We start from the raw sequence: 23,111 nt of genomic DNA, 5'->3' as shown, positions 1-23,111 counted from the left end.
CATCCCTTCCGTCGTCATGAAGGCGGTGCGGTACGGCTCCTTGCGGGGGTGGTGCGTTTCGGTGACCTCTGTCCCACGGCCTGCAGGGCGCCCTCCAGCGCGAACGTGGCAGCGCCCAGGCACACCGGGTCGGTGGGCACGGGAGAGAGGACGATCTCGGTGGCGGCGAACGGCCGCCGCAGCGCGTGCCGGCGGGCGGCCTCGCGCACTTCGTCGAGCAGCGGTGTGCCGAGCTTCCTGGCGACCCAGCTGCTGAGCACGACCACCTCGGGGTTGTACACGTTCACCAGGTCCGCGATGCCCGCCCCCAGGTAACGGGCCGTGTCGCGGACCACCTTGACGGCCACCGGGTCGCCCGCGGCGACCCCCCGGGTCAGGGCGTCGATGGTGGCCGTCTGGTCCTCGGGGTGCAACAGCGGGGAGCGGGGGCTGAGTTCGCGCAGGTTGAGCATGATGCCGGGGGCGCCGACGTACGTCTCGACGCAGCCGTGGTTGCCGCAGTGGCACAGCCGCCCGTCAAGAACGAGCGTCGTGTGACCCCACTCCCCGGCGCTGTTGCTCACCCCCCGGTACAGCCCGCCGCCGAGGACCAGCCCGGCTCCCACCCCGGTGCCGAGGTTCACCACCACGGCGTCCTCGCGGCCGCGCGCGGCCCCGAACCACAGCTCCGCCACCGCGCTCGCCCGCAGCGGGTTGTCCAGGTGGAGGGGGTAGGCGATGTGTTCGGAGAGCAGGTCGAGGAGCGGCACGTCGTGCCAGTCCCAGTTGGGGGCGTACTCGGCGATGCCGGTGGCCCGGTCCACCTGCCCCGGCACGCTCACCCCGGCACCCAGCACCCGCGCGCCCTCGACGCCGGCCTGGGCGACCACCGAGCCGACGGCCGCGGCGACATGGCCGACCGCCTGCTCGGGCCGGCTCTCCCCGGGGCGCATGTCCTCCACCGCGCGGGCCAGTACGTTCAGCCCCAGGTCGAACAGCTCCACCCGGACGTAGGTCTCCGCCATGTCGACGCCGATCAGCGCGCCGCCCGAGGCGTTGACCGCGACGAGTCCCCGGGGCCGGCCGCCCGCGGAGTCCTCGAAGCCGACCTCCGTGATCATCCGGAGGTCCAGCAGCTCGCCGACCAGGGTGGCGACGGTGGCCACGCTCAGCCCGGTGGCGGCCGCCAGCGTCTGCCGGGAGGTGGGGGACTGGGCGATGATCTGGCGCAGCACCTCGTAGCGGTTCGCGGTGCGGATATCACGCGATGTGCGCTTCACGCGGCTGCCCCTCCCATCCGTCACGGCCGGGCCGGGGTGTACGACGGCTCCGGCGCGGCGCAAGGCTATGGGCTTCGCAGGACTTTCGACAAGGGGTTAGGAAAGGGGCCGTAGAAACTTCCCCGTGAGGTGCCGGAGGGTTGCCGGGCGCCAACACGTCGAAACGGCCCGCCAGTTGTCACTGACGGGCCGTCACGAGATGTACTACGGCTGTTTGTTCCACTCGGCGATCACGGGCCACCCGTGCTCGGTGGACAACCGGCTGACCGTGCCGGTCGCCAGCTGGAACAACCGGCCCTCGGCGGGCGGCAGCCCCAGGCGGCGCGCCGTCAGCACGCGCAGGAAGTGGGCGTGGGCCACCAGGATCACGTCACCCGTGCCGGTGTTGAGCGCCGTCTCGACCTTCCTGAGCACCCGGTCGGCCCGCGCGCCGATCTGCTCCGGCGACTCGCCGGGGTGGCCCTCAGGGCCCGGCGGAACACCGTCGGTCCACAGGTACCAGTCGGGGCGGGAGCGGTGGATCTCCACCGTGGTGATGCCCTCGTAGCCGCCGTAGTCCCATTCGTGCAGGTCGGGGTCTGGTACGACGCCGGTCAGACCGGCCAGTTCGGCGGTGCGTATCGCGCGGTCCAGCGGGCTGGCCAGCGCCAGTGCGTAGGTCCGGTCGGTGAGAAGCGGGGCGAGGGACTTGGCCTGTTCCTCGCCGTGCTGGGTCAGGGGCAGGTCGGTCCAGCTGGTGTGCTGGCCCGACACGCTCCACTCCGTCTCACCGTGGCGGACCAGGAGGAGGTCCCCCACGGCGCACCTACTTCGACTCGACGGCGTGGCCGCCGAACTGGTTGCGCAGCGCCGCGATCATCTTCATCTGCGGGGAGTCGTCCTGGCGGGAGGCGAACCGCGCGAAGAGGGAGGCCGTGATCGCCGGCAGCGGCACCGCGTTGTCGATGGCCGCCTCGACCGTCCAGCGGCCCTCGCCGGAGTCCTGCGCGAAGCCCTTCAGCTTGTCCAGGTGCTCGTCGTCGTCCAGGGCGTTGACCGCGAGGTCAAGGAGCCAGGAGCGAATAACGGTCCCTTCCTGCCAGGAGCGGAAGACCTCGCGGACGTTGTCCACGGACTTGACCTTCTCAAGGAGCTCCCAGCCCTCGGCGTACGCCTGCATCATGGCGTACTCGATGCCGTTGTGGACCATCTTGGAGAAGTGCCCGGCACCGACCCGGCCGGCGTGGACATAGCCGTACGGGCCCTCCGGCTTGAGCGCCTCGAAGATCGGGTGCAGCCGCTCGACGTGCTGCTTGTCACCGCCGACCATCAGGGCGTAGCCGTTCTGCAGGCCCCACACACCGCCGGAGACACCGGCGTCGACGAAGCCGATGCCCTTGATGCCGAGTTCGGCGGCGTGCTTCTCGTCGTCCGTCCAGCGGGAGTTGCCGCCGTCGACCACCGTGTCGCCCTCGGACAGCAGGTCCTTGAGCTCGTCGACGACGGACTGGGTGGCGTTGCCCGCCGGGACCATCACCCACACCACGCGCGGGGCGTCGAGCTTCTCGACCAGTTCCTCAAGAGACTTGACGTCGGAGACGTCGGGATTGCGGTCGTAACCGATGACGGTGTGGCCTGCGCGGCGGATCCGCTCGCGCATGTTGCCGCCCATCTTGCCGAGGCCGATCAGACCCAACTGCATGGCTGTCATGTCATTCACTTCCTAAGCGTGCGGTACGTCGAGACGAGAGCGGTGGTGGACGCGTCGAGGCCGGGTACGTCGGCGCCTTCGGTGAGCGCGGGCTCGATGCGCTTGGCGAGCACCTTGCCCAGCTCCACGCCCCACTGGTCGAAGGAGTCGATGTTCCAGATCGCGCCCTGCACGAAGACCTTGTGCTCGTAGAGGGCGACGAGCTGGCCGAGGACCGACGGGGTCAGCTCGCGGGCCAGGATCGTGGTGGTGGGGTGGTTGCCCCTGAAGGTGCGGTGCGCCACCTGCTCCTCGGCCACGCCCTCCGCGCGGACCTCCTCCGCCGTCTTGCCGAAGGCCAGCGCCTGCGTCTGGGCGAAGAAGTTCGCCATCAGCAGGTCGTGCTGCGCCTGGAGTTCGCCGCTGAGCTCGGCGACCGGCTCGGCGAAGCCGATGAAGTCCGCCGGGATCAGCTTGGTGCCCTGGTGGATCAACTGGTAGTACGCGTGCTGCCCGTTGGTGCCGGGCGTGCCCCACACCACGGGACCCGTCTGCCAGTCCACCGGACGGCCGTCCCGGTCCACCGACTTGCCGTTGGACTCCATGTCCAGCTGCTGCAGGTAGGCGGTGAACTTGGAGAGGTAGTGCGAGTACGGCAGCACCGCGTGCGACTGGGCGTCGTGGAAGTTGCCGTACCAGACGCCCAGCAGGCCCAGCAGCAAAGGCGCGTTGGCCTCGGCGGGGGCGGTGCGGAAGTGCTCGTCGACGAGGTGGAAGCCGTCGAGCATCTCACGGAACCGGTCCGGGCCGATGGCGATCATCAGCGAGAGGCCGATGGCGGAGTCGTACGAGTAGCGGCCGCCGACCCAGTCCCAGAACTCGAACATGTTGTCCGGGTCGATGCCGAACTCCGTCACCTTGCCGGCGTTCGTGGAGAGGGCCACGAAGTGCTTGGCCACGGCCTTTTCGTCGCCGCCGAGCCCGTCAAGGAGCCAGGTGCGGGCCGAGGTCGCGTTGGTGATCGTCTCGATCGTGGTGAACGTCTTCGACGCGACGATGAACAGCGTCTCCGCCGGGTCCAGGTCACGGGTCGCCTCGTGCAGGTCGGCGCCGTCCACGTTGGACACGAAACGGAACGTCAACTCCCGTGCCGTGAAGGCGCGCAGCGCCTCGTAGGCCATCGCAGGACCGAGGTCCGAGCCGCCGATGCCGATGTTGACGACGTTCCGGATGCGCTTGCCGGTGTGGCCGGTCCACTCGCCGGAGCGGACCCGCTCGGCGAAGTGGCCCATCTTGTCGAGGACGGCGTGCACGGCCGGGACGACATCGACACCGTCCACCTCGACCACCGCGTCGCGCGGGGCGCGCAGGGCGGTGTGCAGGACCGCCCGCCGCTCGGTGATGTTGATCTTCTCGCCGCGGAACATGGCGTCCCGCAGCCCGAACACGCCGGTGGCGGTGGCCAGTTCCTGGAGCAGGGCGAGGGTCTTGTCCGTGATCAGGTGCTTGCTGTAGTCGATGTACAGGTCGCCGACCCGTACGACGTACCGCTCGGCGCGCGCCGGGTCGGCCGCGAACAGCTCACGCAGGACGGGCTGTCCTTCGGCCCGGTGGTCCTCCAGGGCGGCCCACTCGGGCCGCCGGGTGAGCTCGGGGGTGTCAGGCATGGGAGACGGTCTCCTTGGTGCCCCAGGGGGCGTCTGATGGATCTTGCCGGAGTCGCGAGGCCTGGCACGCACATCTGCGGCGTTGTCGTCGGTCGCCGACGCTCCGCGTCGACTCCCTCCTCCGCCTTGCAGCTGCACGCACCAGCCCCCGCTCGGCTTGGCTGCATCGCAATGTCATTCAGGGCCGGCCTGATCCATCAGACACCCCCTCGCCGCGCAGGGCGATGGCGTACATCTCGTCGGCGTCGAGGCGGCGCAGTTCCTCGGCGATGAGTTCGGAGGTGGGGCGGACCTTCAGGGCGAGGGTGCGCGGCGGCTGGCCCGGCAGGGTCAGGCTGGCCAGCGGGCCCTCGGGGCGGTCGATGACGATCTCGCCGGTGGCGGTGCCGAGCCGTACCTTCGTGACGACCGGGCCGGGGGAGACCACGCGGTCCACCTTCACCTTCAGCCGTGCCTCCAGCCAGCGGGCCAGGAGTTCGGCGCTCGGGTTGTCCGCCTCGGCCTCGACGGCCGCCGTGGTCACGTCGGCCCGGGCCTGGTCGAGGGCGGCGGCCAGCATGGACCGCCACAGGGTGAGCCGGGTCCAGGCCAGGTCGGTGTCACCGGGCGCGTAGTTGCGGGCACGGGTCTCCAGGACCTGCATCGGCCGCTCGACCGCGTACAGGTCGGTGATCCTGCGCTGGGCCAGCGCGCCCAGCGGGTCCTTGGAGGGGGTCTCCGGGGCCTCCACCGGCCACCACACGACCACCGGGGCGTCCGGCAGCAGCAGCGGCAGCACCACCGAGTCGGCGTGGTCGGAGACCTCGCCGTAGGTGCGCAGCACGACCGTCTCGCCGGTGCCGGCCTCGGAGCCGACCCGGACCTCGGCGTCCAGACGGGAGGTGGTGCGGTCGCGCAGGGTGCGGGCGTGCCGCTTGATGACGACCAGGGTGCGCGAGGGGTGCTCGTGCGAGGCCTCCTCGGCCGCCTTGATCGAGTCGTAGGCGTTCTCCTCGTCCGTGACGATCACCATCGTCAGGACCATGCCCACGGCAGGGGTTCCGATGGCGCGGCGACCCTGCACCAGCGCCTTGTTGATCTTGCTTGCCGTGGTGTCGGTCAGGTCGATCTTCATGGCCTGCGCCAGCTCCGTCCGTCTCGTGCGAGCATCTCGTCGGCTTCCTGCGGTCCCCAGCTGCCCGACTCGTACTGTGCGGGCTTACCATGCTTTGCCCAGTACGTCTCGATCGGGTCGAGGATCTTCCAGGACTCTTCCACTTCCTGGTGACGAGGGAACAAATTGGCGTCGCCGAGCAGCACATCCAGGATGAGCCGCTCGTACGCCTCCGGGCTGGACTCCGTGAACGACTCGCCGTAGGCGAAGTCCATCGTCACGTCCCGGATCTCCATCGAGGTGCCCGGCACCTTGGAGCCGAACCGGACGGTCATGCCCTCGTCGGGCTGGACGCGGATGACGATCGCGTTCGCGCCGAGTTCCTCGGTGGCCGTGGAGTCGAAGGGAGAGTGCGGGGCCCGCGTGAACACCACCGCGATCTCGGTGACCCGCCGGCCGAGCCGCTTGCCGGTGCGCAGGTAGAAGGGGACGCCCGCCCAGCGGCGGTTGTCGATGCCGAGTTTGACGGCCGCGTAGGTGTCGGTCTTCGACCTGGGGTCGATGCCGTCCTCTTCGAGGTAGCCGATCACCTTCTCGCCGCCCTGCCAGCCCTCGGCGTACTGCCCGCGCACGGTGTGCCTGCCCAGGTCCTCGGGCAGCCGCACCGACTTCAGGACCTTCAGCTTCTCGGTGAGCAGCGCGTCCGCGTCGAACGCGATCGGCTCCTCCATCGCCGTGAGGGCCATCAGCTGGAGCAGGTGGTTCTGGATGACGTCACGGGCCGAGCCGATGCCGTCGTAGTAGCCCGCCCGGCCGCCGATACCGATGTCCTCGGCCATGGTGATCTGCACGTGGTCGACGTACGAGCGGTTCCAGATCGGCTCGTACATCTGGTTGGCGAAGCGCAGCGCCAGGATGTTCTGGACGGTCTCCTTGCCCAGGTAGTGGTCGATCCGGAACACCTGGTCCGGGTCGAACACGTCGTGGACGACCGCGTTCAGGTCCTGTGCCGAGGCCAGGTCGTGGCCGAACGGCTTCTCGATGACCGCCCGCCGCCAGGACCCGGCCGGCGGGGTCGCCAGGCCGACCTTCTTCAGCTGCTGCACGACCTTCGGGAAGAACTTCGGCGGCACGGAGAGGTAGAACGCGAAGTTGCCGCCGGTGCCCCGGGACGAGTCCAGCTCGTCCACGGCCGACTTGAGCTGCTTGAACGCGGTGTCGTCGTCGAAGTCGCCGGGGATGAACCGCATGCCCTCGGCGAGCTGCTGCCAGACCTCCTCGCGGAACGGGGTCCGGGAATGCTCGCGCACCGCGTCGTGGACGACCTGCGCGAAGTCCTGGTCGGCCCAGTCCCGGCGGGCGAAGCCGACGAGCGAGAAGCCCGGCGGCAGCAGCCCGCGGTTGGCCAGGTCGTAGACGGCCGGCATCAGCTTCTTGCGGGACAGGTCACCGGTCACGCCGAAGATGACCAGGCCCGACGGGCCCGCGACCCGCGGCAGCCGCCGGTCGCGCGCGTCGCGCAACGGGTTGTCCCAGTCGGCGGCGGGCACCACCGGCACCCGCACCTCCTTGGCGGTCTCGCTCATTACGCCTCAACTCCCTTGCTGTCCAGGGACTTCGTGACGGCGTCCAGCAGGTCCTGCCAGGCCACCTCGAACTTGGCGACGCCCTCGTCCTCCAGCTTGCCCACGACCTCGTCGTAGGAGATGCCGAGCCGCTCCACCGCCTCCAGATCCGCACGGGCCTGGGCGTAGCCGCCGGTCACCGTGTCGCCGTGGATGTCACCGTGGTCGGCGGTCGCGTTCAGCGTCGCCTCCGGCATGGTGTTGACGGTGCCCGGAGCGACCAGCTCGTCGACGTAGAGGGTGTCCTTGTACGCCGGGTCCTTGACGCCGGTGGAGGCCCACAGCGGGCGCTGCTTGTTGGCCTTCGCCCCGGCGAGCGCGGTCCAGCGGTCGCCCCTGAAGACCTCTTCGTACGCCGCGTAGGCCAGCCGCGCGTTCGCCAGCGCCGCCCTGCCCTTGAGCGCGAGCGCCTCGTCCGTGCCGATGACGGTCAGGCGCTTGTCGATCTCGCTGTCGACGCGGGAGACGAAGAAGGAGGCCACGGAGTGGATCGTGGAGAGGTCCAGGCCCTTGGCGGCGGCCTGCTCCAGGCCGGCCAGGTAGGCGGCCATGACCTCGCGGTAGCGCTCCAGGGAGAAGATCAGCGTCACGTTGACGCTGATGCCCTCGGCGACGACCGCGGTGATCGCCGGGAGGCCGGCCTTGGTCGCCGGGATCTTGATCATCACGTTGGGGCGGTCGACCAGCCAGAAGAGCTGCTTGGCCTCGGCGACGGTGGCGGCGGTGTCGTGGGCGAGGCGGGGGTCGACCTCGATGGACACCCGGCCGTCGGTGCCATGTGACACATCGTATACAGAATGCAGGATATCGGCCGCGGCCCGCACATCCCGCGTGGTCATCATCCGCACGGCCTCGTCGACCGTGACCCCCCGCACGGCCAGGTCGGCGAGCTGCTCCTCGTACCCCTCGCCGGAGCCGATGGCGGCCTGGAAGATCGAGGGGTTGGTGGTGACGCCGACGACGTTCTTCGTGGCGACCAGCTCGGCGAGGTTGCCGGTGCTGATCCGCTTGCGCGACAGGTCGTCCAGCCAGATCGAGACGCCCTCGTCGGAGAGGCGCTTGAGTGCTCCCGCGGTGGCGGTTGCTTCGGTCACAGTGATCATCTTCCTCTTCTGAACTGTTTCTGGCTGGTGGATCAGGCGGTACGGGTGGCGGCGAGGGACTCGCGGGCCCGTGCGGCCACGTTCTCGGCGGTGAAGCCGAACTCGGCGAACAGGGTCTTCGCGTCGGCGGAGGCACCGAAGTGCTCCAGGGAGACGATCCGGCCGGCGTCGCCGACGAAGCGGTACCAGGTCAGGCCGATCCCGGCCTCGACGGCGACCCGCGCCTTCACGGCCGGCGGCAGGACGCTGTCGCGGTACTCGCGGGGCTGCTCCTCGAACCACTCCACGGACGGCATCGACACCACCCGGGTGCCGACCCCCTCGGCCTCCAGGAGGTCGCGCGCCTCGACGGCCAGATGCACCTCGGAACCGGTGGCGATCAGGACCACCTCCGGGGTCTCGGTCGACGACTCGCGCAGCACATAGCCGCCCTTGGCCGCGTCCGGGTTCGGCGCGTATGTCGGCACGCCCTGGCGGGTCAGCGCGAGCCCGTGCGGGGCCGGGTGCGTGGCGTGCCTCTTCAGGATCTCGGCCCAGGCGGCCGCGGTCTCGTTGGCGTCGGCCGGGCGGACGACGTTCAGGCCCGGGATGGCGCGCAGCGCGGCCAGGTGCTCGACCGGCTGGTGGGTCGGGCCGTCCTCGCCGAGCCCGATCGAGTCGTGCGTCCAGACGTACGTCACCGGCAGCTGCATGAGCGCCGACATGCGGACGGCGTTGCGCATGTAGTCGGAGAACACCAGGAAGGTGCCGCCGTAGATGCGGGTGTTGCCGTGCAGGGCGATGCCGTTCATCTCGGCGGCCATCGAGAACTCGCGGATACCGAAGTGGACGGTACGGCCGTACGGGTTCGCCTCGGGCAGCGGGTTGCCCTTCGGCAGGAAGGAGGACGCCTTGTCGATGGTGGTGTTGTTCGAGCCCGCGAGGTCGGCCGAACCGCCCCACAGCTCGGGCAGCACCGGGCCGAGCGCCTGCAGGACCTTGCCGGAGGCGGCGCGGGTGGCGACGGACGCGCCCTCCTCGAAGACGGGGATCTGGGATTCCCAGCCCTCGGGGAGCTGGCCGGCCACGACCCGGTCGAAGAGCCGCGCGTGCTCCTCGTTCCCGGTGCGCCACTCGGCGATGCGCTTGTCCCAGGCCGCATGGGCCTCGGCGCCCCGGTCGAGGGCCCGGTGGGTGTGGGCCAGGACGTCGGCGTCGACCTGGAAGGTCCGCTCCGGGTCGAAGCCGAGGACGCGCTTGGTGGCGGCGACCTCGTCGGCGCCGAGCGCGGAGCCGTGGGAGGCCTCGGTGTTCCGGGCGTTCGGGGCGGGCCAGGCGATGATCGTGCGCATCGCGATGATGGACGGCCGCCCGGTCTCTTCCTGCGCCGCCTTCAGGGCCGCGTACAGGGCGTGAACGTCGACGTCACCCTCGGCGGTCGGCTCGATGCGCTGGGTGTGCCAGCCGTAGGCCTCGTACCGCTTCAGGACGTCCTCGGAGAACGCGGTCGCGGTGTCGCCCTCGATGGAGATGTGGTTGTCGTCGTAGACGAAGACCAGGTTGCCGAGCTTCTGGTGTCCGGCCAGGGAGGAGGCCTCGGCGGAGACGCCCTCCTCCAGGTCGCCGTCCGAGACGATCGCCCAGACGGTGTGGTCGAAGGGGGAGGTGCCCTCGGCGGCCTCGGGGTCGAAGAGACCGCGCTCGTAGCGGGCGGCCATGGCCATGCCGACGGCGTTGGCGAGACCCTGGCCGAGGGGGCCGGTGGTGGTCTCGACGCCGGCCGTGTGCCCGTACTCCGGGTGGCCGGGCGTCTTCGACCCGTGCGTCCGGAAGGCCTTGAGGTCGTCCAGCTCCAGCTCGTACCCGGCGAGGAACAGCTGGGTGTAGAGGGTGAGCGAGGTGTGCCCGGGGGAGAGGACGAAACGATCCCGGCCGGTCCACTCGGGATCGGCCGGGTCGTGGCGCATCACCTTCTGAAAGATCGTATACGCGGCCGGGGCCAGGCTCATCGCGGTGCCGGGGTGTCCGTTGCCGACCTGCTGTACGGCGTCGGCCGCGAGGAGGCGCGCGGTGTCCACGGCGCGCCGGTCGAGGTCGGTCCACTCGAAGCCGTCCGATGTCTGCGTGCTCATCTTCGTGCTCATCTTCAAGAAGTCCTCGTTCGAAGCGTTCTGGCTGGCCTGACGCGTTCAAAAGTAAAAGTCTGACTTTTGGGAGGGAAGGTCGGAGTGTGTCAGCCTGTGGTGAAAGTGGGACACGGATCTTCGACAGGGACGGCACGAGAAGGACATGGCGGACAGAACGCCCAACGGGGCAGGCGACGGTGACGGAATCAGAACCTTCCCCTTCCCGGTGGATCTGAGCGTCGGCGGTGTCGGCATGCAGGTAGGCCCGATGGGGACCGGCCGCCGCTGGCACGCCGCCGACGCCCCGCTGGAGCGGGTCCACCGCATCGACTTCCACGTGGTCATGCTCTTCACCGAGGGGCCGGTCAGCCACATGATCGACTTCGCCGAGTACGAGGCCCAGGCCGGCGACCTGCTCTGGATCCGCCCCGGCCAGGTGCACCGCTTCTCGCGGACCTGCGAGTACCGCGGAAGCGTCCTGGCCATGCAGCCCGGCTTCCTGCCGCGGGCCACCGTCGAGGCGACCGGCCTCTACCGCTACGACCTGCCGCCCCTGCTCCGCCCCGACGCGCCGCAACTCGCCGCGCTCCAGGCGTCGCTGGCGAACCTGCGACGCGAGTACGAGGACACCGAGACCCTCCCCCTGAGTCTGCACACCTCGGTGCTGCGGCACTCCCTCACCGCGTTCCTGCTGCGCCTCGCGCATCTCGCGGCCAGTTCTGCGGAGGCGGCCCGCCGCCAGGCCGATACGACGTTCACCCTGTTCCGGGACGCGGTGGAGAAGGACTTCGCCGGCAACCACAGCGTCAGCGCCTACGCCGACGCTCTCGGCTACTCCCGCCGCACCCTGGTCCGCGCGGTCCGGGCCGCCACGGGGGAGACCCCGAAGGGTTTCATCGACAAGCGGGTCGTCCTGGAGGCCAAGCGCCTGCTGGCCCACACGGATCTGCCGATCGGCCGCGTCGGCGCGGCGGTCGGCTTCCCGGACGCGGCGAACTTCTCCAAGTTCTTCCATCTGCACACGGGACAGACACCGGTGGCGTTCCGGGCGGAGCTGCGGTAGCCACGCCCGCGGTCGGCGGCTGCCGGCCTAGAACGGCAGCAGCTCGATCAGGCAGAGAACCGCCGGAGCGCAGAGGGCGACGCCCCAGACGCCGGTCACCATGAAGGCGGCCAGGGCGACCCCCAGCCAGGCCACGCGCGTCGGTGCGAGGACGCGTTGGGGGTCCTGGGGGTCGTATCTGATCTCGTCGCGGTGCCCGCGCAGTGACGGGCGCGCGGTGACCTCCCGGCCGTCCAGCGTGCGGAAGTGGACGACGCAGTTGTTGGCGGCCTCGCTGTCCGGGTCCGGCGCGAACCTCGCGCGTACGGTGACGCCCCGCCGCCGCAACACCCACCACGTGTCCACCTCGGCCATGCCCACCCACAGGCGCAGCAGGGCGACGCCGGCCGGAAGCGACAGCCACGCGAAGACTCCGAGCAGGTCGTCCCCCGGCAGCCACACGGCCAGTGGCAGACCCAGGAGCACGTACCAGAGCGCCCGTCGCCACCACGGGCTGCCGTGCAGAACCCGGTCACGCAGACCGGCCGCCACGCGCAGGGGCCACACCCGCGCCGAACGCCGCCGCAGCTGCGGCCGGTTGCCCGACGGCCCGGCGTCACCGATGATCGCTTCGATCTCCGCACCGAGAGCGGCGACCATGTCCCGGTTGCGGTGCCGGACCGTGAGGGTCACCTCGGCCCGCGTGTCCTCGCTGACCGACACGGTCAGCGACCGTCCGTCGACTTCGACCCGGCGGATCAGCGCCCCGGGCGCGGCAACCGTCGTCCGCCCCCGTCTCCAGTGCAGCGCGTCCCGTTCCACCCACACCCGGGTACGGCCTGCGGCCAGGACGACCCCCGCCGCGGGCCCGGATTTCGATTCCCCCACAGCCTTCCCCATGGCTTCCCCCGTGGATTCCCCCATGGTGGCGAATCGTAGGCCTGCCGAGTGGCGGATGTCTGTACGGGTGCCCCGCGAGGTCCTGTTCGCGGGGCACCCTGGCGGCCGGTTCAGTGGCCGAAGTCGAACCAGTTCACGTTCACGAAGTCCGCCGACTGGCCGCTGCTGAAGGTCAGGTAGACGTCGTGGGTGCCCGTGACCGAGCTGATGTTGGCCGGGACCGTCGTCCAGGTCTGCCAGCCGCCGGTGTTGGCCACCGAGAAGCTGCCGATGGGGGAGTTGGAGGGGCTGTCGAGCCGGACCTGGACCTGGCCGCTCACCCCGGAGGCCGCGCCGCTCGCCACCCTCGCGTAGAACTGGGTGGCCGCCGTGGAGCCGAAGTTGACGCCCTTGTAGAGCGCCCAGTCGCCGTTGGCGACGTACCCGATGTCCTGGCCGCCGCCGGTGTCGGTGGTGGTCTCGGCGGTGACGCCGGACTGGCTGTCGTAGGACTCGGCCTGGATGGCGCTGTACGCGTCCCGGTTGCCGGTCGGCGGGGTGGTGGTACCGCTCCCACTGGCCTGCAGGACCTGGACGTAGTCGACGACCATCGGGTGGCCGGACTCGGTGGCGCTGGTCGGGCCGCCGCCGAACGCGGCCGGGAAGCCGCCGCCCATCGCCACGTTCAGGATGACGAAGAAGCCGTGGTTGGTGGCGTTCGCCCAGGTGGTGGCGTCGACCTGACTGGCCGTCACCGTCTGGTAGTTGACGCCGTCGACGTAGAAGCGGATCGCCTCGGGGCTGACCGAGCGGTCCCACTCCATCGTGTAGGTGTGGAAGCCGGACTGGCAGGTGGTGTTGGGGCAGGCGGTCGAATTGCCCAGGCCCGTCGTCTCGTTGCAGGGGCCGCCCGGGTTGGTGCCGCAGTGCATCGTCGCCCAGACCTTGTTCAGGCCCTGCACGTTCTCCATGATGTCCAGCTCGCCGACGCTCGGCCAGTTCTGGTAGTTGCCCCGGTAGGGCGCGCCCAGCATCCAGAAGGCGGGCCAGTAGCCGAGGGCGGCGTTCCCGGTGACGTTCGGCATCTGGATCCGCGCCTCGACGCGCAGCTTGCCGCCGGCGGGGGGCTGGAAGTCGGTACGGGTGGTCTCGATCCGGCCCGACGTCCAGTTGCCGGCCGAGTCCCGCACCGGCGTGATCTTCAGGTCGCCGCTGCCGTCCAGGGCGACGTTCGTGGTGGACGAGGTCATCGTCTCGACCTCGCCGGTACCCCAGTTGGCGGCACCTCCGGGGTACGAGGTCCCGGTGTCGTACTGCCAGTCGGAGGTGTTGACGCCGGTGCCGGCGGTGCCGTTGAAGTCGTCGAGGAAGACCTGGCTCCAGCCGGACGGGACGGAAGGGGCCGAGGCGCTGGCGGGCAGGGTGGCGGTGGCGGCGGCCGCGACCGCCAGGCCCATGGTGGCGAGCGCGGCGAGGAGGGCGCGGCGCAGCGAGCGCCGCCGTCTGTGATCCGCAGGGGCTATACCGGAGGTTTCACTCATGGGGGTGCCTCTCGGGTACGGAGGGGGGTGCGCGGGTGTGCCTCCGAGAGCGCCGGGACTGGCTGAGAGCGCTCTCAAAGTGGGCCCAATGTGCTCTCCGTGCCTGCGGCCGTCAAGAGTTAAAACAAAGAATCACCTTGTTTCTCAACGGAGTTCAGACGGTGAAGCCGACGAAGCCGCTGAAGCAGCCGTCAGCGGTGCCTCGCCCGTCGGCCGGATCCAGGGGCCGGGAACGCCGGAATCAGGCTCCGGCAGGGTCAGTAGGCGCGGGCCACGACGGCGACGTTGCCCGGCTGGTCGTCGCGCTCGGGAACGGAACCGTCCGCGGCGACCAGGCACCGCACGGACACTCCCTGTTCGGCGAGCTTCGCCTCGCCCTCCACGCCCAGCGTCTCCCAGGCAATGCGCGCCCAGCCGGTGCTCGCCGCCTCCGCCGCCTCCTCGACCGTGGCCACCTCGACGGTGCGGTCGTCGCGACGCTCACGGGACTGCGCCAGCAGCAGCGCCTGGTCGTCCTCCAGTACCTTCGGCAGGACCTCGGACAGTACCCCGATCGGCGTCGGCTCCTTGCTTCCCGCTACGCGGCGGACCAGCACGACCGTACCGTTCTCCACGTCGCGTGGTCCGACCTCGACGCGTACGGGCACCCCTTTCAGCTCCCAGTCGACCGCGCGGCGGCCGAAGGGCGTGTCAACGCGGTCGTCGACGTGTACGCGGATGCCGGCCGTCCTCAGCCGGTCACCGATCTCGCGGACCGTGGCCAGGACCGCGTCGTCGTCCTTGACGGCCACGACGACCACCTGGACCGGGGCCAGGCGCGGCGGGATGCGCAGGCCGTCGTCGTCGCCGTGCATCATCACCAGCGCGCCGACAAGTCGGGTCGTGGAGCCCCAGGACGTCTGCCAGACGTACTCTTCACGGCCGTCCTTCGACAGGTACCGCGTCGCGAACGCCTTGGCGAAGTTCTGGCCCAGTTCGTGGCTGGTGGTCATCTGGAGGGCCTTGCCGTCGCCCATCATGCCCTCCAGGGTGAGCGTGTTGATCGCGCCGGCGAACCGCTCCCGGACCGTCTTGCGACCCGGTACGACATCCATGGCGAGGACGTTCTCCAAGAAGTCGGCGTACACCTCCCGGTGGATGCGTGCGGCGTAGTCCCGGGCGTCCTCGTAGGTGGCGTGTGCCGTGTGGCCTTCCTGCCACAGGAATTCCGTCGTACGAAGGAACACGCGCGGCCGGAGTTCCCAGCGGACCACGTTCGCCCACTGGTTGATCAGCAGCGGCAGGTCGCGGTAGCTCTGCACCCACTTGGAGAAGCAGTCGTTGACGATCGTCTCAGAGGTGGGGCGGACGACGACGGGCTCTTCCAGCTCCTTGCCGCCACCGTGGGTGACGACGGCCAGCTCGGGCGCGAAGCCCTCGACGTGCTCGGCCTCCTTGGTCAGGTACGACTGCGGGATGAAGAGCGGAAAGTACGCGTTCTGGGCGCCGGCCGCCTTGATCCGGGCGTCGAGTTCCTGCTGCATCCGTTCCCACAGGCCGTAGCCGTACGGTCGGATGACCATGGTGCCGCGCACCGGCCCGTTGTCGGCCAGTTCGGCCTTGCCGACCAGGTCCTGGTACCAGCGGGGGAAGTCGTCCGCCCGGGGGGTGAGAACGGGTGCCTTTGCCATGGCGCGCAGAGTAGAACGCGGCTCCACCGGGGCGCGAACCGATTACTTCCCACAGGTCAGGATGCCAGTCGGTCCAGTTCCTCACCGATGGCCTCGCGCAGTACGTCGTGCTGCGGGCCGAGGGCATGATGTCCGTCGCTCCATCGCTCGCGCGGATACAGCCACACCGGCATGCCCACGAGATCGGCCGGCTCCCAGCGGAACCGTGGCCACACATGCGCGTGCAGGAACGGATCGGTGTTCCCCAGGATCTCCAGATTGACTCGCAGAAAGGCCGGATCCAGCCGCTCACAGGCGCGTTCGACGGCCTCGCCCAGCTTGTCCATGTCGGACAGGAATGCCAGGCGCTTGTTCTTCGGAAGTTCCGACAGCCGATGCACCGAAGGATCGTCCACAAGGAGGACCGAGTAACCCGGAAGGAACTGGACGTCCCCGATCACCGCGAACCCGGCCTCCAGCCTTCGGAGCACGGTGGGATTCCCGCCGCGAAGCGCGCTGCCGATCCGGTCCTTCTGCCAGGCATCAGTCATGATCGACGACTCTACCGACCGCTGATCACCGACCGGGCGCGTTCCCGGACCGCCGGCTCGTGCTCGTCGTCCTTCCCCCAGCCCTGCGACCAGGCCGGCCACCGCCTCCGCCGGGGCGCGGCCCGGCCGTGCGAACGGACTGGCTCGCCGTCACTTGCCAGGCTGTACTCCACCTCGCCGCCGTGCCCGAAGCGTCTCCGGCAGCGCCTCGGGCGGCTCAGGAACCCCCTAGCCCCCTAGACCCCCCTAGACCGCGCTGCCGGCCTTCCAGTCCGCCCAGGACAGGTTCCAGCCGTTGAGGCCGTTGGAGGCCTCGACGGTCTTCTCGCCGGAGTTCTTGACGATCACCACGTCACCGATCATCGAGCTCTCGTAGAACTTGTAGCCCGCCACCGAGCTGTCGCTCGCGCCCTTGGCGTCGTGCAGGCCGACGCAGCCGTGGCTGGTGTTCTGGCTGCCGAAGACCGACGTCGACGCCCAGTAGTTGCCGTGCACGAAGGTGCCGGAGGTGGTCAGGCGCTGGGCGTGCGGGACGTCGGAGATGTCGTACTCGTCGCCGAGGCCGACCGTGGAGGACTCCATCCGGGTCTGCTTGAACCGCTCGCTGATCACCATGATCCCGGACCAGGTGGTGTGCTGGGCGTTGCCGCCGGAGACCGGGTAGGCGGCGTACGTGGCACCGTCCCGCTTCACGGTCATCTGCTTGGTCGACAGGTCGACGGTGCTGATCTGCTCGCGGCCGATGTGGAAGGTGACGTCCTTGGACTGCACGCCGTAGACGCCGTCCGAGCCCTCGACGTCCTTCAGCTTCAGGCTCAGCGTGATCTTGGTGCCCTTCGCCCAGTACGTCTCCGGGCGGAAGTCGAGGCGGGTGTCGCTGAACCAGTGCCCGACGATCTCGACCTCCGGCTCGGCGGTCACGGTGATCGCCTTCTGGACCGCCGCCCGGTCCTTGACCGCGTGCGTGAAGTTGATCGACACCGGCATGCCGACGCCGGACGTGGAGTCCGCCTCGGGCGTGAAGTAGCCGATGAACGTCTCGCCGGGGGACTTCGTGGTGAAGGTGGCCACCGTCTCGTCGGTCGCGCCCTGCGCCTTCGCCGTCACCGTGTACTTCGTGCCGGAGAACGGGTTCTTCGCCGACGTCCATTTCGTCTTCGCGCTGTCGAAGGTGCCCGACAGCGTCGCCCCGTCGTTGCCCGCGACGGTCACGGAGGCCAGCGTGCCGTCGGTCACCGTGACCTCGACCGGGGCGGTGAAGTCGGCCTTCTTCGTGCCGGAGACGGGACTGACCGTGATCGTCGCCTTCTTGGTCGCGGACTTCGCGGAGGCCGTGGCACCCTTGCCGCCGCCGGCGGCCGAGGCGTCCGCGGAGGAACTGCATCCGGCCAGCGCGGCCCCCGCGGGCACCGCGCCCAGAGCGGCGAGGATCCCGCGCCGGGACCACTTCCCCGACTGCCGTCCGGACCGGTTCGATATGTGCTGGACGCCCACGACACGCCTTCCTGACTTGTCCACCTGTGTCAGGGCATCCTGCGCTCGTTCTATGGGTGGTTCCTTTGAATCATGGGGGTGCACGCTGAGATTCCGATGAGGAGCGGGGAGGTCACCCTGCGGAGTCACGGTCAATTCCCTGCGGACCGGGGCGAGTCGGCCGGAACCCGGGTTGCCCCGCCCTCCGATCGTGAACAGAGTATGAACGCCCGACCGGCGGCCTGAGTTTCCGGTGAGTTCGCCCTCCCGGCCTGGCTTCCCCACCTGACCGATCGGAATAGTGAAGAACCAGCAAGCCGACCGCCGGAGGTATTCCGTGACCGACGTCCGCAAGCGGCACAACGTGGCCATCGTGGGAGCAGGCGCGGCGGGCACCCTCACCGCCGTCCAGCTCTGCGAGACGGCGCACCGCCGCCGGACTCCGCTCGACCTCTTCCTGATCGACCCGGCCCCGGAGGCGGGCCGGGGCACCGCCTACGCCACCCGTGACCCCCGGCACCGGCTCAACGTTCCCGTCGGCAACATGAGCGCCTACCCGGACGACCCCGGGCACTTCCTCCGCTGGCTCTGCCGGCACGGCGAACCCGCCGTCACCGGCGCCGACTTCGCCACCCGCTACCGCTACGGTGCCTACCTCGCCGACACCCTCGGCCAGGCCCTCGTCCGCGCCCACGGCACGGTCGCCGTACGCCGGCTGCGCACCCGCGCGGAGAGCTGTACCGGCACCCCCGACGGCCGGGTGGAACTCCGCCTCGCCGACGGGGGACCCCTGGCGGTGGACAGCGCGGTCCTGGCCACCGGCCCCGCCGGGGCGAGCGCCGGCTGGGCCCCGCCCGCCCTGCGCACCTCGCCCCGGTTCATCGCCACCCCGTGGGCGCCGGGCGCCGTGGACCCGGTACGGGACAGCCCCGAGGACGTCCTCCTGGTCGGCACCGGCCTGACCGCCGTCGACCTGGCCCTCACCCTCGACCGCCCCGGCCGCACCGTGCACGCACTCTCCCGCAGCGGACTGCTGCCCCAGCCGCACGCCCTCGGCCCGGCCGGCGCCATGCCCGCCCCCGACGGCCTCGACGGCCTCGACGACACCTCGCTGGGCCGGCTGCGCCGCGCGGTCTACCGCCAGGTGAGCCGCTCCGTGCGCACCCACGGCGACTGGCGGCCCGGCCTGGACAGCCTGCGCCCGCACACCGCCAGGCTGTGGCGCAGCCTCACCCCCGAGGAGCGCGAGGAGTTCCTGGCCCGCGAGGGCGCCCTGTGGAACACCCACCGCCACCGCATGGCCCCCGCCACCGCCGAACACGTCTCCCGCGCCCGCACCGCGCGGCGCCTGCACGTCCACACCGGCACGGTGGTGCGCGTCACGGAGGCCGAACAGGGCGCGCTCGCCGTCGAGTTGTCCGGCGACGCCACGCTGCCGGTGGGCTGGGTGGTCGACTGCACCGGGCCCGGCCGCCGCCTCGACGCCCCCCTGTGGCAGGACCTGTTCGCCTCCGGCACGGCGGTCCCGGGACCGCTCGCCATGGGCGCGGCCACCCGCGACGGACAGCTCCTCGACGCCGACGGCCGGGCCCGGCTGCCGCTGTTCACGCTGGGCGCCCCGCGCCGGGGCGAGCTCTGGGAGACCACGGCGATCCCCGAGATCCGCGTCCAGGCGGCCGAACTGGCCCACCGGCTGCTGCCGCTCCCGGAACGCCGGCGGGGCTCGCGGCGGCCGGTGGACGGCCACGGGCTGCCCCTCTCCACCCACGCCGAGGCGGCCGCCTCCTACCGCAGCGGCCTGGACCGGGTCCTCAAGGTGCGCTCCGGAGCCGAGGACGCCTTCGCCCGCGCGGTCGCCCTCGACCCCGGCTTCGCTCTCGGCCACGCGGCCCTCGCCCTGCTGGGCCACGAGTGTGCGGCCGCCGTCGACGTGCCGCGCGCCCTCGCCGACGCCCAGCGCAGCGCCCGCGAGCGCGCGGACGAACGCGAGCGGTCCTTCGTGGACGTGGTCACGCGCCGGGTGACCGGCGACGACGGGGACGAGGCGCTCGTACGGCATCTGCGGGAGCACCGGGGAGACGCGCTGGCGCTCGCGGCGGCCGTGCCGACCATCGCGTTCTCCGGGGTGAGCGATCTGCAGGACGACGACGCCCTCAGGCTGCTCGACCTGACCTCGCCCGCGTACGACGGACACTGGTTCCACACCTCGCTGCTGGCCTTCCTGCGCCAGGAGCAGGGGCGGCTGCACGAGGCCGGCGAACTCGCCCACCGGGCACTGGCCGCCGAGCCGGCCTCCGGGCACGCGGTGCATGCCCTGGCCCACGTCCACTACGAGTCCGGGGCGCACGAGGCGGGCCGGGACTGGCTCGACGGGTGGGTGTCCGGGCGCGGCCGGGGCGCGGTGCACCGGGCCCACTTCTCCTGGCACATCGCCCTGCACGAACTCGCCCTCGACGACCCGGCCGCCGTCCGCAAACGGTGGTTCGCGCAGCTCGCGCCGGGCCGGGTGGTGAGCGGGGTACGGGCTCTGGTCGACTCGGGGTCGTTGCTGTGGCGGGCGCGGGTGAGCGACAGCTGGCGGGGTGACTTCCCCGTCGCGGGGGTGCTGGAGGCGGTGGAACGCGACGTACTGGAGCGGCCGCAGACCGCGTTCACCGCCCTGCACGCGGCGGTCGCCCTCACCGCCGCCGGGGATCTGGCCGCGCTGCGCCGCCTGCGCGATCACGCCGCCGGCGCCGACGAGGTGCAGCGCGAGGTGGTGGCCCCGCTGTGCGAGGCGTTCGCCGCGCTCGTCGAGGAGCGCTTCCACGAGGCGGCCCGGGGGCTCGACGCGTTGCTGCCGGTGCTGCGCCGGGTCGGCGGCAGCGCGGCCCAGCGGGAGGTGGTGGAGGAGACCCTCCTGTACGCCCTGGTCTCGGACGGTCGTTGCGAGGCGGCACGGCGGCTGCTCGACGCCCGCCTCGACCGTACCGACGCCCCGCGCGACCGGCGGCTGCGTGCGGGGCTGCCCTCCTGAGCGGTCAGGAGGGGTGTGCGGCGGTCCGGGTCGGCCGGGAAGCGGCGCCGCTTCCCAGCCGACCCGGACGGGCCGACCCGGCCTGACCCGGACGGGCCGACCCGGCCTGACCCGGACGGGCCGGCCCCGCCGACCGGTGGGAACGGCCCGGGCGACGCCCGCTTCCACATGTGAGACGTGCACGTGTCACGGCGAAGTCCCGCCCGGATCAGTGCCGCGCCCCGCGCCGGCCGATGCCGTGGGCGGTGCCGCGGCCGATGTCCTGGGCGGTGCCGCGGCGGACTCCGGCCGAAGGCCCCTCAGCGTTCGGCGCCCTGGGTCTCCTGCAGCCGGGCGGCGACCGACCGGGTGTCCTGGGGGCCGTCGACGGGTTCCTGGGTGTTCTGCGGCCTGTCGGCGAGCTTGAGCCACACCACTCCGATGATGATGACGCCCAGCCACAGGGCCTGGACCGGGGTGAGAGCCTCGTCGAAGAAGACGGGGCTCAGCAGCGCCGCGCCGGCCGATCCGATGCCGGCCCAGACGGCATAGCCGATACCGACGTCGATGGCGCGCAGCGCGACGCTCAGCGCCCAGAGCGTCAGAAGGAAGAACACGACGGCGACCAGCGACCACGTCAGACGGGTGAAGCCGTGGCTTCCGCCGACGGAGAGCGCGTAGCCGACTTCGAACCCTCCGGCGAGGAGCAGCATGAGCCAGGAGTTGGCCGAGGAGCGGCCGGTGTTGGACATGGGGTGGGTCCTCTCGTGAAGATGGGGCGGGCGACGGCGGGGATCCTCAGGCGGCACCGCTGAGCTGCAGGCCGACGACGCCGGTGATGATGACGGCGATGCCGAGGGCCTTGCGCCAGTCCAGGCGCTGGCCGAAGAGCGCCGCTCCGAGCAGGGTGATGCCCACGCCGGCGACGGACGTCCAGATGGCGTAGCCGACACCGACGTTGAAGGTCAGCAGGGCCCTGCTGAGGAAGTAGGTCCCGATCGCACCGCTGAGCAGGGTCACGACGGTCCACTTGCGGTTCTTGAAGCCTTCGGCCTTGCCGGCCGCGATGGCCACGAGGATCTCGAAGACGTCTGCGATCGCGAGGTAGAGCCACTGCATGGGCGTTCCTTTCGTTCGACGGAGGCCGGCGGTACGGGGCCGGCCCTCCTCGGGGGTTCGCCGTGGCGCGTGCACGGCGGTGGGCACGGCCGGGCGGTGGTCCGCCGGGCGTGGGGTGGTCGCGCAGCCGGGCGCTGTGCAGCCGCTGCGGTGCGCGTGAAAGGGGTCAGCAGCCGTCGATGCCGCAGGCGGCACCGCGGGCGACGGCCTGCTCGGCCTGGGCGTCGAGCACGGCCTTGCGGATCTGGGCCGCGGAGGGGACCCCCTCGATGCGGTGGCATTCGCCGATGACGAGCGTGGGGACGACGGAGACCCGGTACGCCGCGGCGGTCCGCAGCGCCTCCTGGTGGGCCTCGGTGTAGGTCCCGGCCGTGAGCGCCGCGGTGAAAGCGGCTTCGTCCAGGCCCAGTTCGGACGCGACGGCGGTGAGGACGCCCAGCCGCCCGATGTCCCGGTTCTCCTGGAAGAAGGCCCGCAGCACACGCGGGGTGTATTCCGCGCCCCTGCCGTGCTCGGCCGCGTACCGGTAGCCCTCGAACGCCAGCCGGGTGTAGGGCTGCGGCGAGACGGTGGGCAGGGTGATGTCCACGTTCATCCGGCGGGCCATCGGGTAGACCGAACGCGCCCAGATCGCCGGCAGGTACTCGTCCTCCGGCCGCAGCGTCGGGGCCGGGTGGGGCCGCAGCTCGAACGGCATCCACTCGATCTCGACGTCCAGGTCGTGGGTGGCCTCGTGCATCGGGCCCTCGGCCAGCATGCAGAACGGGCAGACGTAGTCCGACCAGACCTTGATGCCGACCCTGCCGGTTTCCGTTCCGGTCACATCCGCCTCCGGTTGAGGGCGAGGAACTCTTCGAACGGCTGCGTCGCTTCGGGGATCCGCAGCGAGGTGACCTTGATCTGCCAGGCCGTCGGGTCCTCGGCGAAGACCGCGTACGACCCCGAGTAGTCGAAGCCGTACCGTGCGGCCGTCGTGCGGTCGGCCACGTGGACGATGTGGCCGACTCTGAAGTACAGCGAAGCCATGTAGCACAGGGCGCAGGGCTCACCGGAGGCGATCAGCGTGGCGCCGGCGGTGGCGTGCAGTCCGTACTTCGCGGCGGCCTCGCGCAGCGCGACCACCTCCGCATGCGCGGTGGGGTCGGCGTCCTCGTGCACCCGGTTGAAGCCGGTGCCGAGGATCCGGCCGTCGTTGACCACCACACCGGAGAACGGGATGCCGCCCTGGGTGACGTGCTCGCGGCTGATCCGCACCGCCTCGCGGGCGTACTCGGTCAGCTCGCTCTCTGAGATCTCGGAAGGGGACATCGTCGCTCCTCGACTCAGACCCTGGTCGAACGG

The 23,111-nt window shown here is 70.9% G+C and carries 19 protein-coding genes; 2 read left to right on the top strand and 17 right to left on the bottom strand.

Translation table 11 applies throughout. The annotated features are described in order from the left end of the window. Positions 1–14: 14 nt before the first annotated feature. The 8 genes from SSP29_RS29835 to tkt all read right to left on the bottom strand — a co-directional run bounded on the left by SSP29_RS29835 (position 15) and on the right by tkt (position 10,527). On the bottom strand, positions 15–1,259 hold the full coding sequence (locus tag SSP29_RS29835; protein ID WP_089103937.1) for an ROK family protein: 1,245 nt from the start codon (positions 1,257–1,259) through the stop codon (positions 15–17). A 204-nt stretch (positions 1,260–1,463) separates the two neighbouring features. Then, on the bottom strand, positions 1,464–2,057 hold the full coding sequence (locus tag SSP29_RS29830) for a histidine phosphatase family protein (protein WP_089103936.1): 594 nt from the start codon (positions 2,055–2,057) through the stop codon (positions 1,464–1,466). Between the two features lie 7 nt (positions 2,058–2,064). Then, complete coding sequence (gnd, locus tag SSP29_RS29825) at positions 2,065–2,949, bottom strand: phosphogluconate dehydrogenase (NAD(+)-dependent, decarboxylating) (RefSeq protein WP_305793842.1); 885 nt, start codon at positions 2,947–2,949, stop codon at positions 2,065–2,067. Positions 2,950–2,954: 5 nt separating this feature from the next. Continuing rightward, a complete protein-coding gene (pgi, locus tag SSP29_RS29820; protein WP_089103935.1) occupies positions 2,955–4,595 on the bottom strand; it encodes a glucose-6-phosphate isomerase in 1,641 nt (546 codons plus the stop codon). Positions 4,596–4,773: 178 nt separating this feature from the next. Further along, positions 4,774–5,709 carry a glucose-6-phosphate dehydrogenase assembly protein OpcA gene (opcA, locus tag SSP29_RS29815; protein WP_089103934.1) on the bottom strand — a complete coding sequence of 312 codons (936 nt, stop codon included), beginning with the start codon at positions 5,707–5,709 and terminating at the stop codon, positions 4,774–4,776. Further along, complete coding sequence (gene zwf, locus SSP29_RS29810; protein WP_089103933.1) at positions 5,706–7,274, bottom strand: glucose-6-phosphate dehydrogenase; 1,569 nt, start codon at positions 7,272–7,274, stop codon at positions 5,706–5,708. The genes opcA and zwf overlap by 4 nt, the downstream gene beginning before the upstream one ends. Beyond that, the gene (gene tal / locus SSP29_RS29805) at positions 7,274–8,416 is read right to left on the bottom strand and encodes a transaldolase (RefSeq protein ID WP_089103932.1); all 1,143 of its coding nucleotides are present in this window, start codon (positions 8,414–8,416) and stop codon (positions 7,274–7,276) included. Before tal ends, zwf begins: the two co-directional genes overlap by 1 nt. A 32-nt stretch (positions 8,417–8,448) precedes the next feature. Further along, positions 8,449–10,527 (bottom strand): transketolase, encoded by a 2,079-nt coding sequence (tkt, locus tag SSP29_RS29800; RefSeq protein ID WP_167450029.1) that lies wholly within the window; start codon positions 10,525–10,527, stop codon positions 8,449–8,451. A gap of 157 nt (positions 10,528–10,684) precedes the next feature. On the opposite strand from tkt, the gene SSP29_RS29795 reads away from it, so the two are divergent. Beyond that, positions 10,685–11,584, top strand: coding sequence for a helix-turn-helix domain-containing protein (locus tag SSP29_RS29795; RefSeq protein WP_089103930.1), 900 nt, complete (start codon positions 10,685–10,687; stop codon positions 11,582–11,584). A 27-nt stretch (positions 11,585–11,611) separates the two neighbouring features. Here the strand turns inward: SSP29_RS29795 and SSP29_RS29790 are convergent, their stop codons facing one another. From SSP29_RS29790 to SSP29_RS29770, 5 genes are all read right to left on the bottom strand, one after another. After that, entirely contained in the window at positions 11,612–12,451 is an 840-nt protein-coding gene (locus SSP29_RS29790; protein ID WP_089103929.1) for a DUF3592 domain-containing protein, read from the bottom strand. Positions 12,452–12,573: 122 nt separating this feature from the next. Continuing rightward, positions 12,574–13,983, bottom strand: coding sequence for a glycoside hydrolase family 16 protein (locus tag SSP29_RS29785; RefSeq protein ID WP_089103928.1), 1,410 nt, complete (start codon positions 13,981–13,983; stop codon positions 12,574–12,576). 257 nt (positions 13,984–14,240) lie between these two features. After that, positions 14,241–15,653, bottom strand: coding sequence for a proline--tRNA ligase (gene proS / locus SSP29_RS29780; RefSeq protein ID WP_089103927.1), 1,413 nt, complete (start codon positions 15,651–15,653; stop codon positions 14,241–14,243). A 56-nt stretch (positions 15,654–15,709) separates the two neighbouring features. Further along, positions 15,710–16,183 (bottom strand): HIT family protein, encoded by a 474-nt coding sequence (locus SSP29_RS29775; protein ID WP_089103926.1) that lies wholly within the window; start codon positions 16,181–16,183, stop codon positions 15,710–15,712. A 246-nt stretch (positions 16,184–16,429) separates the two neighbouring features. After that, positions 16,430–17,677 carry a L,D-transpeptidase gene (locus SSP29_RS29770; RefSeq protein ID WP_089103925.1) on the bottom strand — a complete coding sequence of 416 codons (1,248 nt, stop codon included), beginning with the start codon at positions 17,675–17,677 and terminating at the stop codon, positions 16,430–16,432. A 316-nt stretch (positions 17,678–17,993) separates the two neighbouring features. Here SSP29_RS29770 and SSP29_RS29765 point away from each other — a divergent pair, with 316 nt between their 5' ends. Continuing rightward, positions 17,994–20,672 carry an FAD/NAD(P)-binding protein gene (locus SSP29_RS29765; protein WP_245883278.1) on the top strand — a complete coding sequence of 893 codons (2,679 nt, stop codon included), beginning with the start codon at positions 17,994–17,996 and terminating at the stop codon, positions 20,670–20,672. A gap of 299 nt (positions 20,673–20,971) precedes the next feature. On the opposite strand, the gene SSP29_RS29760 is transcribed toward SSP29_RS29765, so the two are convergent. The 4 genes from SSP29_RS29760 to SSP29_RS29745 form a co-directional block, all read right to left on the bottom strand. Beyond that, a complete protein-coding gene (locus SSP29_RS29760; RefSeq protein ID WP_089103924.1) occupies positions 20,972–21,403 on the bottom strand; it encodes a DMT family transporter in 432 nt (143 codons plus the stop codon). 46 nt (positions 21,404–21,449) lie between these two features. Then, complete coding sequence (locus SSP29_RS29755) at positions 21,450–21,770, bottom strand: DMT family transporter (RefSeq protein WP_089103923.1); 321 nt, start codon at positions 21,768–21,770, stop codon at positions 21,450–21,452. Between the two features lie 166 nt (positions 21,771–21,936). Beyond that, the gene (locus tag SSP29_RS29750; RefSeq protein ID WP_150135166.1) at positions 21,937–22,593 is read right to left on the bottom strand and encodes a DsbA family oxidoreductase; all 657 of its coding nucleotides are present in this window, start codon (positions 22,591–22,593) and stop codon (positions 21,937–21,939) included. Then, entirely contained in the window at positions 22,590–23,078 is a 489-nt protein-coding gene (locus SSP29_RS29745) for a nucleoside deaminase (RefSeq protein ID WP_089103922.1), read from the bottom strand. The genes SSP29_RS29750 and SSP29_RS29745 overlap by 4 nt, the downstream gene beginning before the upstream one ends. Between the last annotated feature and the right edge of the window lie 33 nt (positions 23,079–23,111).

The sequence above is a fragment of the Streptomyces hyaluromycini genome, from assembly GCF_002217755.1.
Lineage (GTDB): Bacteria > Actinomycetota > Actinomycetes > Streptomycetales > Streptomycetaceae > Streptomyces > Streptomyces hyaluromycini.
Note: the sequence above shows the minus strand (reverse complement) of the source record. Positions and strands in the feature narration are given on the sequence as shown.

Bases quoted from the DNA above. Each gene is read 5' to 3' on its own strand.
- gnd (WP_305793842.1), bottom strand. From the start codon at position 2,949: ATGACAGCCATGCAGTTGGGTCTGATCGGCCTCGGCAAGATGGGCGGC.
- tkt (WP_167450029.1), bottom strand. From the start codon at position 10,527: ATGAGCACGCAGACATCGGACGGCTTCGAGTGGACCGACCTCGACCGG.
- zwf (WP_089103933.1), bottom strand. From the start codon at position 7,274: ATGAGCGAGACCGCCAAGGAGGTGCGGGTGCCGGTGGTGCCCGCCGCC.
- SSP29_RS29795 (WP_089103930.1), top strand. From the start codon at position 10,685: ATGGCGGACAGAACGCCCAACGGGGCAGGCGACGGTGACGGAATCAGA.
- SSP29_RS29755 (WP_089103923.1), bottom strand. From the start codon at position 21,770: ATGCAGTGGCTCTACCTCGCGATCGCAGACGTCTTCGAGATCCTCGTG.
- tal (WP_089103932.1), bottom strand. From the start codon at position 8,416: ATGATCACTGTGACCGAAGCAACCGCCACCGCGGGAGCACTCAAGCGC.
- pgi (WP_089103935.1), bottom strand. From the start codon at position 4,595: ATGCCTGACACCCCCGAGCTCACCCGGCGGCCCGAGTGGGCCGCCCTG.
- SSP29_RS29745 (WP_089103922.1), bottom strand. From the start codon at position 23,078: ATGTCCCCTTCCGAGATCTCAGAGAGCGAGCTGACCGAGTACGCCCGC.
- SSP29_RS29785 (WP_089103928.1), bottom strand. From the start codon at position 13,983: ATGAGTGAAACCTCCGGTATAGCCCCTGCGGATCACAGACGGCGGCGC.
- proS (WP_089103927.1), bottom strand. From the start codon at position 15,653: ATGGCAAAGGCACCCGTTCTCACCCCCCGGGCGGACGACTTCCCCCGC.
- SSP29_RS29775 (WP_089103926.1), bottom strand. From the start codon at position 16,183: ATGACTGATGCCTGGCAGAAGGACCGGATCGGCAGCGCGCTTCGCGGC.
- SSP29_RS29760 (WP_089103924.1), bottom strand. From the start codon at position 21,403: ATGTCCAACACCGGCCGCTCCTCGGCCAACTCCTGGCTCATGCTGCTC.
- opcA (WP_089103934.1), bottom strand. From the start codon at position 5,709: ATGAAGATCGACCTGACCGACACCACGGCAAGCAAGATCAACAAGGCG.